The 13,636-nt window shown below is 46.9% G+C and carries 11 protein-coding genes; 7 read left to right on the top strand and 4 right to left on the bottom strand.

Annotated elements, in window-relative coordinates:
* Window positions 1–70: 70 nt before the first annotated feature.
* The gene (locus MKY35_RS19120) at window positions 71–328 is read left to right on the top strand and encodes a GlsB/YeaQ/YmgE family stress response membrane protein (protein ID WP_025686368.1); all 258 of its coding nucleotides are present in this window, start codon (window positions 71–73) and stop codon (window positions 326–328) included.
* 128 nt (window positions 329–456) lie between these two features.
* Here MKY35_RS19120 and MKY35_RS19115 read toward each other — a convergent pair whose 3' ends face one another.
* Window positions 457–1,758 carry an MFS transporter gene (locus MKY35_RS19115; RefSeq protein ID WP_069012509.1) on the bottom strand — a complete coding sequence of 434 codons (1,302 nt, stop codon included), beginning with the start codon at window positions 1,756–1,758 and terminating at the stop codon, window positions 457–459.
* Between the two features lie 280 nt (window positions 1,759–2,038).
* On the opposite strand from MKY35_RS19115, the gene MKY35_RS19110 reads away from it, so the two are divergent.
* The 3 genes from MKY35_RS19110 to MKY35_RS19100 all read left to right on the top strand — a co-directional run bounded on the left by MKY35_RS19110 (window position 2,039) and on the right by MKY35_RS19100 (window position 4,399).
* Entirely contained in the window at window positions 2,039–2,890 is an 852-nt protein-coding gene (locus MKY35_RS19110) for an amino acid ABC transporter substrate-binding protein (RefSeq protein ID WP_165149613.1), read from the top strand.
* A 73-nt stretch (window positions 2,891–2,963) separates the two neighbouring features.
* Window positions 2,964–3,632 (top strand): amino acid ABC transporter permease, encoded by a 669-nt coding sequence (locus MKY35_RS19105; RefSeq protein ID WP_165178660.1) that lies wholly within the window; start codon window positions 2,964–2,966, stop codon window positions 3,630–3,632.
* A 14-nt stretch (window positions 3,633–3,646) separates the two neighbouring features.
* Entirely contained in the window at window positions 3,647–4,399 is a 753-nt protein-coding gene (locus tag MKY35_RS19100; protein WP_342444554.1) for an amino acid ABC transporter ATP-binding protein, read from the top strand.
* Between the two features lie 121 nt (window positions 4,400–4,520).
* On the opposite strand, the gene MKY35_RS19095 is transcribed toward MKY35_RS19100, so the two are convergent.
* The 3 genes from MKY35_RS19095 to MKY35_RS19085 all read right to left on the bottom strand — a co-directional run bounded on the left by MKY35_RS19095 (window position 4,521) and on the right by MKY35_RS19085 (window position 8,675).
* Window positions 4,521–5,675 (bottom strand): MFS transporter, encoded by a 1,155-nt coding sequence (locus tag MKY35_RS19095; protein ID WP_342444553.1) that lies wholly within the window; start codon window positions 5,673–5,675, stop codon window positions 4,521–4,523.
* A gap of 260 nt (window positions 5,676–5,935) precedes the next feature.
* Complete coding sequence (locus tag MKY35_RS19090) at window positions 5,936–7,216, bottom strand: AAA family ATPase (RefSeq protein ID WP_307347649.1); 1,281 nt, start codon at window positions 7,214–7,216, stop codon at window positions 5,936–5,938.
* Between the two features lies 1 nt (window position 7,217).
* Window positions 7,218–8,675, bottom strand: a complete 1,458-nt coding sequence (locus MKY35_RS19085; protein ID WP_342444552.1) for an RtcB family protein — start codon at window positions 8,673–8,675, stop codon at window positions 7,218–7,220.
* Window positions 8,676–9,221: 546 nt separating this feature from the next.
* Here MKY35_RS19085 and MKY35_RS19080 point away from each other — a divergent pair.
* From MKY35_RS19080 to MKY35_RS19070, 3 genes are all read left to right on the top strand, one after another.
* Window positions 9,222–9,551 carry a metalloregulator ArsR/SmtB family transcription factor gene (locus tag MKY35_RS19080; RefSeq protein ID WP_013311437.1) on the top strand — a complete coding sequence of 110 codons (330 nt, stop codon included), beginning with the start codon at window positions 9,222–9,224 and terminating at the stop codon, window positions 9,549–9,551.
* Between the two features lie 29 nt (window positions 9,552–9,580).
* Entirely contained in the window at window positions 9,581–11,362 is a 1,782-nt protein-coding gene (locus MKY35_RS19075; protein ID WP_029515646.1) for a SulP family inorganic anion transporter, read from the top strand.
* A 519-nt stretch (window positions 11,363–11,881) separates the two neighbouring features.
* Entirely contained in the window at window positions 11,882–13,507 is a 1,626-nt protein-coding gene (locus MKY35_RS19070; RefSeq protein ID WP_342444551.1) for a S8 family serine peptidase, read from the top strand.
* The last annotated feature ends 129 nt before the right edge of the window (window positions 13,508–13,636 follow it).

The raw sequence follows: 13,636 nt of genomic DNA, 5'->3' as shown, positions 1-13,636 counted from the left end.
TGTGTTCAAAAGGAGTTCGAGTGGTTAATAATAGAACACAACGATAAAAACTTAAACGAGGTGACGCAAAATGAGTTGGTTATGGGCATTGATTGTTGGTGGTATTATTGGTTGGTTGGCAGGAATTATTGCAGGTCGTGATGTTCCGGGTGGCGTGATAGGTAATATCATCGCTGGTTTTATCGGTGCATGGTTGGGTAGCTTGATTCTGGGAGACTGGGGTCCTGAAATCGGATCATTCTACATCGTTCCTGCATTAATTGGTGCGATTGTGCTGGTCGTGATTGTAAGCTTGATCTTCCGTTCCGTTGGACGGAGCAGAGGCTAACTTTACGAATCATTGAATAGACTGGCCCTTTGGGGCACAAGGCTAAAATGGAAAGAAGCTGCTTCCGCAAGGTTCGCAAATGAACCTGTGGGAGCAGCTTTTTTTTGAGGAAAAGTGACGAATTTGTCCTATTGAAAACGCCTGATATGAGGAACACTCAGAACGCCCAGCACAATACACATGCCGATGGTTGCAAACATACCCATGGTGAACATACCACCAAGCTTATCCGCCACAGCACCTACTGCCAGATAGCCGACAGGGAGCAGGGCAAAGGAAAACATTAGATCCAGACTAGCTACACGTCCAAAAGACTCGGCTGGGACTAATTCCTGAAGGCTCGTCTCCCAGATAATCGCAAATATCATAATGCCAAACCCTTCGAGCATCATGCTCATAATCAGTCCTGGCATCCAAGTGACTACAGACAACAGTAGTAAAGCAAGACCGCTGACAAAAGCTCCTAAGTAAGCGAGCAGGCCACGATGCTTCCAATGCTTGCGTGATCCATACACAAAGGCCCCCAACATGGCGCCAATACCGCTACTTGCCATCGCAATGCCATATACGACTGGATTGTAGCCATGATGAACCTTGAACAGCCATGGAATGAGTACAGCGATAATGCCTGAATAACAAATATTAATGAATGAAAAGGCAAGAATCGTAATCCATAGCCAAGGATGGCTTTTGAGAATGGTAAAACCTGCGATAAAATCCTTGAGAAAATGCTGTCCCCCCTGATCTTGCTGTTCTGGATCTACCTGACCTTTGCCGATGATGGAGGCCAAATGAGCGCTCAGCATCCAAAAACAGGCAAAAGATATCAGATAAGCGATAGAATCCAGCCCAAAGCCGACACCCGGTGAGGAAAAAGATACAATGAAGCCTCCTAACGGAGGACCAAGTAGACGGACGGCTTGTATACTAATCTGACTAAGCGCGTTGGCTGCATTGCGTATGTCCGGTGTGAACACCTGTGCACGTAAGGCAGAATAAGCGGGATTAAAGATACCGTCCATCAATCCGTATAACGCTAGGCCAACGAATAGAAACGGCAATTTCATCCCGCCCGTAAACATCAGCACGGCCGCAATGAACATCAGCCCAAACCGGGCGATATTCGTAAACAGAAGGAGACGGATTCGGTCAATTCTGTCCACAATCATTCCTGCGAAAGGCAGAATAAGTACATTAGGCAGCATATAAACCGTCATCGCCAGTCCCATGATAGTAGTCGAGCCTGTTAGGGAATAGATAACCAGTGGCAAAATGACTGTGGTGACTGAGCTCCCCAACATTGCGATCCAATGTCCAAGCCACAACAAGGTGAACGCTTTGGATTGTTTTAAAGGTGAAGTGAAGGTAGCCCAGGCCGAGGGACTGCCTTCAGGTGAAGTAGAGGATAAGGTTGAATTCTGGGTATCCATGATCACACTCCGGTACATATTTCTAAATTGCATATTAAAACCTATTATACGAAATCTCAAACGTGAGGGTACAGAAAAAGTTGCTGTAAGGGGAGTTATAATGAATAACCTGCCAATGAAAGAGTCAACCTAGAATAACTTTAGGCCACAAAAATATATAACTTACCTTTTTCATAGGGATTATTGGATAAAAGCATTGACGCGTGAAAATGAATGATGTACTATTCAATGACCAGCCGTGTGCTAGGTTATCAAGAAAAAGGGAAAGAGTGTGGATACCATGAAAAAATTTAGTTTTTTGCCGATTGTACTCATCGTGATGGCATTGCTGGTTTCGGCCTGCGGTAACAATGATAAAGGCGCCAGTACCAATAATGCATCTACCGGAGAAAACGGATCTAATAATGGAAAAGCAGATACCACTGCTACAGCTACTCTTGAATCTGTAAAAGCAAGCGGCAAGCTAAGAATTGGCACGGAAGGCACCTATGCTCCGTTTACCTACCATGATGCTGCTGGTAAACTGACGGGCTTCGATGTCGATATTGCGACTGAAGTGAGCAAACGCCTGGGTGTACAACCGGAGTTTATCGAGACGCAATGGGACGGCATATTCGCAGGGTTGAACTCCAAGCGGTTTGACACAGTGTTCAATGAAGTATCCATTACAGACGAGCGCAAGCAAAAATATGATTTCTCCGATCCGTATATTGTCTCCAAGGCAGTTCTGATCGTAAGCGAAGACAATACAGACATCCATAAATTTGCTGATCTAAAAGGGAAAAAGTCCGGGCAATCCCTGACCAGCAACCTGACTCAAATCGCGAAAAGCAACGGTGCGGAAATTGTGGCAACAGAGGGATTCAACCAAGCCATTGACCTCCTCACTTCCAAACGGGTGGATGCGACCGTCAATGATGGATTATCCTATCTCGATCTGAAAAAGCAAAAGCCAGACGCACCCATCAAAAAGGTGGACGAATCTCCAGATGCTTCACACAGCGCAGCTGTATTCAATAAAGGCAGCGAAGATTTGATCAAGGAAGTAAACAAAGCGTTGGCTGATATGAAGGCTGACGGTACGTACCTGAAAATTTCCGAGAAATATTTTGGAGCCGACGTATCCAAATAATAAATGAAGACCAAACGTTCGCCAAGGCGAACCGAATCTTCTCAAACCTATCTTTTCAAAGGATGTCTGTACAATGGATGATCGCCAAATACAAATCATTATGGATTCATTATTGCCTCTGCTAAAAGCAGGGGTTTCTTTTACGATTCCGCTCACGCTTATCTCCTTTGCTCTGGGACTCGTGCTGGCGCTGATTACAGCGTTAGCCCGTCTGTCCAAATGGAGAATACTCAAGCTGATTTTCGGCTTCTATGTATGGGTGATTCGAGGAACTCCGTTGCTGGTGCAATTGTATATTATTTTCTATGGTTTACCTTCCGTGGGTATTACATTGGACCCGTTTATTGCTTCAGTGATCGGCTTTACCCTCAGCGTAGGGGCTTATAGCTCTGAAATTATGCGTGCGGCTATCATATCCATTCAGGAAGGCCAATGGGAGGCGGGGTACTCACTGGGGATGACGCGCTGGCAAGTATTGCGTCGTATCGTGCTCCCGCAAGCATCCCGTGTGTCCGTACCTCCGTTGGCTAATTCATTCATCAGCTTGGTGAAGGACACCTCACTGGCTGCGACCATCACCTATGTGGAAATGTTCAGAACGGCTAACCAGATTGTAGCTACCACATACGAACCGCTATTGGTGTATACCGAGGCGGGGGTTATTTACCTGCTATTTAGCACCATATTGACTGTGCTGCAAAATTACCTGGAGAAGCGACTAGGCCGTTTTTCCGTCAGATAAAGGAGATTGTACCGGTGATCCAAATTCGGAATATACACAAATCGTTCGGCTCGCTGGAAGTGCTTAAGGGTGTTGACGTAATGTTGGGTAAGGGGAAGGTGCTTGTTATCATCGGTCCTTCCGGTTCTGGTAAAACAACGTTTTTACGCTGCTTAAATTTGCTGGAGATTCCTGACCAAGGAGAGATCCAAGTAGGGGATATTGCACTGAATTTTGCGAGAGGAACGAAGCTCCGGCAAGAAAATATTTTGGCGCTGCGCAAGCGGACAGGGATGGTGTTTCAATCCTACAACCTTTTCCCACATATGACAGCAGCACAAAATGTGATGGAGGGACAAGTCACGGTTCAGAAAAAGAGCAAGGACGAGGCGCGCAAACGTGCATTGGAATTGCTTAAAAAAGTGGGGTTGGCTGATAAAGCGGAATCCTATCCGCATCAGTTGTCGGGAGGACAGCAGCAACGTGTCGGTATTGCCCGGGCAATGGCGGTCGAACCTGAGGTACTATTGTTCGACGAGCCGACCTCCGCGCTTGACCCCGAGTTGGTAGGCGAAGTGCTCAAGGTTATAAAGCAGCTGGCTGCCGAAGGGATGACGATGGTCATTGTCACCCATGAAATGAAATTTGCAGCCGAGGTGGCGGACCATGTGATTTTGATGGATCAGGGCATAATCGTTGAGCAGGGTACGCCGCATGAGGTTCTGGAGCAGCCCACCAGTCCACGGGCTATTCAGTTTTTGAATCGTCTAAGCGGGGAAGCGGAATAAAGGGAATTACAGTATTTATTAAAATAGTCGTTTAGACTGAATAAAAAGGCAGCTACAGCCGGGCATTTCAAAAATAAAGCCTCGCACCCGTAGCTGCCTTTTGCTCATCAGTTGTCCTCTTTTATTTCAATTTTAGTGTAAGTGAAAAAGTAATCAATAGAATACAGCAGCCTGCTATGAATGGAGCAAACAGATTTGCATCCAATAAAAAACCCGCTAGAGTAGGGCCTAAAATATTCCCAACACTCATATAGGCATTATTCATACCAGCTACATATCCTTGCTCATTCCCGGCCATCTTCGATAATTGTGTATTCAGAGCTGGACGAAGCATAGCTGTGGCAAAGAAAATAAGGGAAGTGACAAGGAAGATACTCCAGAAATCTTTGGCTAAGAGAAATAAAATATAAGCAACCGAGGTGAAAAGAAGCGATCCTTTGATCACTCTTTGTTCACCAAACTTATTGATTATTTTAGCAACAACTAATGCTTGCATACCGACTCCGATCACAGCACCTGCGGTCAGAATGACAGCAATATTTTGCGGCGAGAATTGGAAGCGGTTCGTTACATATAAACCAAGAACAGATTCAAAATTAGCGAGTCCAAAGGTCATCACCAGGACAAGTACAAAGAGCATTGTATATTTTGACTTCAATGATCTCGCGTATTGTTTATAAATAGATTCCTTCTGAATCATTCTTGCCCGTGCTGCTTTCATTTGCTCTTTCGATAAACTTTCAGGCAAACAAAACACTGAAAAAATAACAGCAGCCATAGCAGCACCTGTCGCTGCGTAAAGCGGCACTCTCGTTCCATATCCTGCAAGAAGCCCCCCCAGTCCAGGTCCAATAACAAATCCGAATGACATGGCTGCGGCGAGCAGGCTGTTCCCTTTGGCGCGTTCTTCGGTTGTTGTAATATCCGCTACATAGGCCATCATGGGTGGAACAATCAGGGCTGCTGCCATTCCTTCCAGAAGTCTTGAGGTATACAGCATCCACAGCTCATCTCCAATAGCAAAGATAAATTTAGCTATAGCAAAAACAATAACACCTACGACGATAAAAACTTTTCTCCCATATCGATCAGACAGCTGTCCGGTCAGGGGAGAGAGCAGGAATTGCGTTATGCCATAGGCTGCTACCAATAAACCGATCGCCCGCCCACTGGCACCAAATTCAATGATCAGTTCCGGCAGAATAGGGGTAATCAAACCAACGCCCACCATAACGATGAAGATATTAATCATTAGAATTCCAAGTATTCTTTTCATGCAAAAAACCTCCTTATCCATTGGTTTCTGGATAGGAGGTAGACATACGAACAAGAAGATACACTGCTCCCGTCATAGAAGCAATGCTCTTACCGTTAATGCCCCAAGCCTACACTAATCCTATCCAGAAAATTCGTAAGATTACGATTTTTTCTATGGTGGAATAGGATTAGTAGATCATTGGCTTAAGGTCACCCTTTCGATACTTTATTGTATATCAATGTAACATAAATTTCTTGATAAGGCAATGAGTGGATAACTCAAAAGAATCCAACTCGTCCTTCGGCCACATTTTTCAACCAGTCCTGCTTGCGGCTCTTATCGAGCTCGCCTCGCATACCTTTAATAATCAGCTCAATATCGGCTTTTCCTTGCTCATGCCACTCCAGAGCAGCGCTGACATACAGTTCTCCGAGCTGTGCCAGCGAAAACCCGTCAGTCATGGCTGCTGCCTTCTGCGTACCTGTTTCCCCTGCAAAAACAAGGAAGTTGCGCAGCTTAAGGTATGCCAGTCGCAGCGCTTCGTCAGGCAAACTAATTTCATAGGCACGGTCGAAACGACCTGCCCGGTTCATCAGACCTGGGTCAATTTTTTCGGGATAATTGGTCGTTCCGATCAGGAAGATGCCCTCCTTGGAGGTAGCGCCGTCGAGGGTATTCAGGAAAAAGGAACGAACCTCCTGAGGCATGGAATCAATGTCCTCAATAACCAGCACCATCGGAGCCAGGCGAGTAGCCGCCTCGAACACCTCTTTGACCGATTCACTGGTTGTATACTCCGTTATTTGCCAGTAGGCTGCCGGACCCGGTACACTGCTGGCAATTGATTTTACAAGTGTTGTTTTACCGTTACCCGGATGGCCGTATAGTAGAATGCCGCGCTTGTAAGGAATGTTATAAGTCTGATAGAAGGTACGATCCGCTTCAAAAAACTGGTCGAGGGATCGGAAAATATCCCGTTTGATTTCCGCTTTCAAAATCACGTCATCCCGCGTAATTGCACGGGTTATCGGCTCTGCCTGCCGAGAAAGTCCACGGCTTGTGTCGGTAAACACGGTGACACGCTTCATATTCTGCTTACGTTCACGACCGCGTACTCCTGCGAGGAAGCCTTGCAGCTCCTGGTCGCCTATTGCAAATACGTAATCTTCATTGTACACGCCATTATCACGGAAAAAGGGAACTCGCGCCAGCGCGATGCCCCACTTGGGATAGGCGAATACATTATTACGCATCGATAGATGCACGCCGTATTCAGGAGTCGGCCCGTCATCGTCATACTGGATGGTGCGTTCCTCCAAACGATCGAAGACCCGTGCCACATGCTCTAGGTCGGGACTGCCTGAACGAATATCCTCCTCCAGCAGATCCCAATACTCAATATTCGGATCATCGCTGGCATACAGCACGTATTTTACGCCATAGCGGTTATAGAGTGCTTCACTGATACCGTCGATCAGACGGGCATAAGCGGCATAACCGGTAATGCGTCCATCTGTACGTTCATCAAATTCGTAAATAGCTGGGATGTCTATACTCAAATTATTTGGCTCCTTTCAGGGCAGCTAGCGGCTTGCATTTGGCTACAACTGCTGCGAGTCCTGCCCCGGTGACACTTTCGATAATATCATCTACATTTTTGTAGGCTTGCGGAGATTCGTCGATAATGCTTTCCAGTGATGCCTGATTGACCACAATTTCGTCGTCTGTCCCTACACCCAGGGCCCCTGCAAAATCGTCCACACTGACGAGTCGTTTGGTCGCAGAACGCGAACGAATACGGCCTGCTCCATGGCAAATGGAGTGGAAGTTATCCTGACCGCCCGGTAAGCCTACCATAATATAAGAGGCTGTTCCCATAGAGCCGGGAATCAGGGCCGGATGCCCTGTCGCCTGATAAGGCCGCGGATTGTCGGGGTGTCCTGCTGGAAGAGCACGCGTAGCACCTTTACGATGCACAAACACACTACCGTGATCCGGATGGGATTCCTCCCAAGCATAATTGTGCATTAGATCGTACAAAGTACGCAACTCGCACTTTGTACCAAAGACATCGCGAAAGGCTTCACGCACAGAGTATGCGATGAGATGTCGGTTCACCACGGCATAATTCAGCGCCGAATACATCATATCGACATAATGTGCAGCTTCGGGATGGTCCAGCGGTGCGAATACCAGTCTCGGGTCAGAGGTACCGAGTCCGAGACGGCTCATCGTCTTGGAAATGGCAGATGAACTAGCCTGGCTGACTGCTCCACCCCAAGCCCGCGATCCAGAATGAATCATCACAGCCACCTGACCGTCGAACATCCCCCAAGCTTCAGCTGTTTCACGGTTTTCCTCCGCGATTTCAATCGCCTGAATTTCGACGAAATGATTGCCTCCACCCAGTGTGCCGAGCTGTCGGTGAGCCCGGTGCCATGTACGGTCTTCGACAAGATTCAGCACCTCCTCGTCAAAGGAGAACTTACTGTGCTCTACATGGGTGAGTGAGGTGGATTTCTTAGGAGTGTAGCTGTCCGGAATATATTTGTTGGGTAAGCCGTGTAGACCCTTGCGTACAATATGCTCCAGTCGGATATCCGAATAATGCCCGCGCTGGTGGGCTTCCATGGGCAAATATTTGTCGATGGTTTTGACCAGCTTACGGCGCAGCTTGGTTTCCTTTAAAGCATCCTTGTGCAGATTGGTCAGGTGTGCGCGCATGCCGCAGCCAATATCACTGCCGACGATGGAGGGAGATACATAGCCGTCCTCCATTCCCCATACAGCAGTCGTACCGATGCAGGTTCCGACGCCTACATGTACATCTGGTGTGTATCCCATATAGCGGATACCTGGAATTTGTAAATTGTTATTAGCCATCTCGAACACTTTGTAATCCAGTGAGGAGAAAAGTTGCTGAGAAGCATAGACGGTTAGATCACCTGCCGGAAGCTTCATCAGATGGCTGTATGGTCCTTCATGCAAAGACGAGTCGGTTGTATGTTGTATATTCATATAAATGGGTAGTTCCCTTCTTCAAGTAAATTCATAAATACTTGCATAAAAAGATTTAAAAAACAAAAAAAGCCGCAGACTTGTCGTCTACGGCTTCTTGCACCGAAAGTGTTATTACATTTTATGATCAACACATCATAAATACGTAAAATAACCTGTTCTTCCAATAGCATAAAAAAATAAAAAAGCCCGGCTAATCACGCCGTCAGACAGCGTGATATCACCCATCATGTTGCCCGAACGGGGCCGATGAGACGAAAACTCAAATATGTGGTTGTATCATGCTGCCTGTCTGTCGTTATCATGTAAAGCTCGGTCATGTCTGTCGGCCCCCTTTTCTTAAAGTTAATTGCTATGTTAATGGAAACCTGTGGAAGCTGTCAACCCCTGAAAGGTAGAAGTGTGGAAAAATGTGACTTTACTCATGGTGAAGTGTGAGTAACATCATAGTTCAATTGGCCCGAAGCTGTTATTGTACTAAATATTCAAATATTCAGATATTGTTGATCGTTTATAGGACAATTCTGTGAGGGGGACGGAGCAGGCATGGAAGGAGATCTCCAGAAATTTAAGGCCGACTTTTTCAAAGCATTGGCTCACCCTCTGCGCATCCGCATTTTGGAGGTGCTGAGTGAAGGGGAACGGAATGTGAACGAGCTGCAGACTGCGCTCGGTTCTGAAGGTTCTGCCGTATCGCAGCAATTGGCCGTTTTACGAGCCAAAAATTTGGTGAACAGCTTCAAGGAAGGTACATCGGTTGTGTATTCACTACGTGATCCGCTTTTGACGGAGCTGCTTGCAGTGGCGCGGCGGATTTTTGACAATCATTTGGTCGAAGCTATCTCGTTGCTGGAAGGTATACGTAACGAGAAGTAATGCTATTACAGAAAAGAAGGGTTACAGGAATGAAGTGGATAGGAAGGTTCGAAGGCTATAACGCAGGGGCTTTGCGAAAGGATCTCATTTCCGGAAGTATTGTAGCGATTGTGGCGATTCCACTCGGTATGGCGTTTGCCATTGCATCAGGAGTAAAGCCGGAGTATGGGCTGTATACGACCATTGTTGCGGGAATTTTGGTTTCGCTGCTGGGAGGATCCAAATTCCAGATCGGAGGACCTACAGGCGCGTTTATTCCGATTTTGCTAGCTATTGTCATGCAATACGGTTATGAGAACTTACTCATAGCCGGTTTTATGGCGGGCATTATGCTCATTTTAATGGGTGTACTCAGGCTGGGGGCATTGATCAAGTTTATTCCCAAGCCAGTAACGATTGGCTTTACGGCCGGAATTGCCGTGACGATATTCAGTGGTCAGATTGCTAACTTTCTCGGCTTGCGCGGGGTAGAGAGGCATGAAACTTTTCTGCCTTCCATGGCAGAGCTCATCCATCGACTTCCTTCACTGAATGTGTATAGTATCCTGACGGCTTGTATCTGTCTTGCCGCGCTTATTTTGGTGCCTAAAAAATGGCCCAAGATACCCGGCTCACTGGTTGGTCTACTCTTGTCAACGCTGGTGGCAGCTTTACTTTTTCCAGGGCAGGTGGCTACGATTGGCTCTGCGTATGGCGCAATTCCAGCATCTTTGCCTGAGCTACATATTCCTGCGGTGACGTGGGATTTGATCGTGAAACTCTTGCCGCCAGCACTTGTTATTGCAATGCTGGGAGCTATTGAATCTCTGCTTTCAGCGGTGGTAGCTGACGGTATGACGGGAGCCCGGCATAGCAGCAATCGTGAACTGGTTGGACAAGGGATTGCTAATTTGCTGACACCGCTGTTCGGCGGTATTCCTGCGACAGGTGCAATTGCCCGCACCGCCACAAATATCCGTAATGGTGCTGTTTCTCCTATGTCAGGCATCGTACATGGGTTCGTGGTGCTCCTCATTCTGGTGCTTTTTGCACCTTACGCATCTAACATTCCGTTGGCGAGTATGGCTCCGGTGCTGATGGTAGTAGCGTGGAATATGAGTGAGCGCAAGCATTTTGCGCACATTCTCAAAACGAGGACAGCGGATTCTATTGTGCTGGTTGTCACCTTTTTGCTGACGGTTTTTACGACGCTGACAACGGCTGTGGAGGTAGGCCTGATTCTAGCGGTTGTATTGTTTGTTAAACGTATGAGCAGTACACTTTCAGTAGACAAGGTACTTCCTGATCCTTCTGTAAAACATGAAAAAGTAGGCGCGCATATGGTCACAGATCAGCATGATTGTCCACAAGTGGCTATTTACAATGTGGAAGGCCCTCTATTTTTCGGTGCAGCCTCGGTATTGGAAAACTCAGGTGTGGGAGGCCGGACGGATCACCTACAAGGGATTTTGTTGTTACGTATGGGGAAGGTCCCTTTTATGGATATGACGGGAGAAGGTAACTTTACTGCATTAATTCAGAAATACCGGAAGTCTGGCGGGACAGTGCTTGTTTCCGGACTCCAGCCTCAACCGTTGGCATTACTACAGAAAACTGGATGCTACGACATGATTGGACAAAAGCATTTTTTTGAACACACAGGGGAGGCCCTTACGGCTGCCCTCGCGCTGGTGAATCAGGATCATTGCTGTGGATGCAGACAAATGGCTTTCCGAGAATGTACGAGTCTGTGCCGCAGACCGCAGCCAACCAAATCATCCTTTCCAGATGGAGCCGTCTCGGTTCCCATACCTGTAAATAGCGGCAGATAACACTCTTCTAAGTTTGTTGCTGAATGTCGAAAAATCTCTTCTGATCTCCGAAACCAAGTGCACAATGAAGACTTGCATTTGCTTCGAAAATGGAAGAGATTTTTCTTTTCTTCAAGAAAAAAAGGAATAAAATTCAAAAAAATGCTTGAATATCTGATTTTATGACACTATACTAGATTCAAAAGATACCATATGTTTCATTTTTTTGTTTTAAATTGTATTTTAATACTTGCACATTAACCTCCTCGATTACTTCTAAATTTCTTATCCTACCTTTCTCTTCATTTTTTTCACTTATCATTTTCAAACTTGTCCACCTGTTTCTACCCGATGCTCGTTTTTTACGGTCTGCACCAAGGGTTGTTCACCTCAGAATGATGATCTATGGATTTCACCCCGGCGGAATCTATATTTTTTAAAGGAGGTGAGTACCAGAGGCTATTTTGTGAGCTTTTGACGTAGCTGTCCGGAAGGTTGTCCTTGAGAATTAAAAAACCAAGTAAAGGGAGATGGAAAGTATTGATTAAGTCGAAAAATATCAAAAAGACGCTGTCGGTCAGTTTTACCGCTCTTCTTGCTTTTTCTCTAATTTCCCCGGTATATGGGGATTCCAGCACAACCACCTCAGCAGGAGGATCAACCATTTCCGCCAAGGTTTCAGCCAAGCTGAACCAACAATTCAGTGCCAGTGAGTATGTCACCTATCTGGTTAAATTGAAGGATCAGGTGGATACGGAGTCAGTTGCCAAGCAAGCTTTCCAAAAGGCCTCTGCAGAGCAGATTTCACCCGCTGCTGCTAAGCTTTCTGTACGTACAACAGTTGTGAACTCTCTCATGGATACAGCAGAAAAAACGCAACAATCCGTGGAAGAATACTTAAAGAAAGAAGTTAATAACGGAAGCGTCAAAAAGTACAAGAGTTACTTTATCGTGAACGCTTTTGCGGTCACCAGCACCAAAGAGGTCATGGATAATCTGGCCACACTTCCTGAGATCGACAAAATTTTACCGGATGAAAAGCGGGAACTGCAAAAGGTAGAAATAGATAAGGATGCCCAGCCCGTGGTTGAGGAGTCTACAGCTGACCAAGTGGTTGCAGATCAGGCCGCTGTAGATACGGCTGTGACGGAAGAGAATGCGCAAAAATCGGTGGAAGAATCCGTGTATAAGGATGCGGTAACGCCAAGCCGTGTCGAGTGGAATATCTCTAAAATCAAAGCACCACAGGTTTGGGCCAAAGGCATTGACGGCAAAGGCATTGTTGTCGCCAATCTGGATACAGGCGTTGAATATACTCACCCGGCGCTGAAAAGAAAATGGCGTGGTCTGAATGCTTCCGGTCAGGTCGTTAATCCAGAGCTGAGCTGGTATGATGCGGTTGATGGAGCATCGCTGCCAACTGATTCAAATGGACATGGTACACATACGATGGGTACAAGCGTTGGCTCGGACAGCAACGGTACGAATGAAATCGGAGTTGCCCCTGGCGCCAAATGGATTGCGGTTCGAGTATTCAATCCAGATACGACCGACTCCATCTTGCTGGACGGTGGACAATGGATTCTTGCTCCTGTAGATAAAAACGGTAAAAAACACCCTGAGCTTGCACCGGATGTGGTGAATAACTCTTGGGGCGGTGGACCTGGCCTGGATGAATGGTATCGTCCAGTCACCAAGGCGTGGAGAGCGGCTCAGATTTTCCCTGAGTTCTCCGCAGGCAACACAACACGGTCCAATCCAGGCGGACCTGGGTCTGTAGCCAATCCGGCAAATCTGCCGGAGGCTTATGCGACAGGAGCCACGGACGTTAACAACAAGCTGGCTAGCTTCTCGCTGCGCGGTCCTTCTCCTTATGGCGAAGTGAAGCCTGAAATTTCGGCTCCTGGTGTAAACATCCGTTCTTCTGTACCGGGCGGAGTGTATGAGGGGGGATGGAACGGTACCTCCATGGCAGGCCCGCATACTGCCGGATTAGCAGCATTACTGCTTCAGGCCAAACCATCTTTGACCGTGGACCAACTGGAGGATGTTATTTCAAAAACAGCAACTCCGCTGACAGACAGCCAGTATCGGACTTCACCGAACAATGGTTATGGATATGGTCTGATCGACGCGCTTGCTGCGGTGAACTCCGTACTTAAGTGAGGATTTCACAAAAATCCCAAAAGCGATTTCCAATGAACAGATAGGATTAAGATAGCCCCCGAAAATCCCTTTGAGCGGCTCGTACAGAGATTGCATACACCTGCTAACCGTGTAATGCACTAATTACGT

Origin of the sequence: Paenibacillus sp. FSL L8-0638, assembly GCF_038593075.1 — a bacterium.
GTDB lineage: Bacteria > Bacillota > Bacilli > Paenibacillales > Paenibacillaceae > Paenibacillus > Paenibacillus polymyxa_D.
The sequence above is the reverse complement of the archived record's forward strand: the minus strand, read 5'-3'. Positions and strand labels throughout refer to the sequence as shown.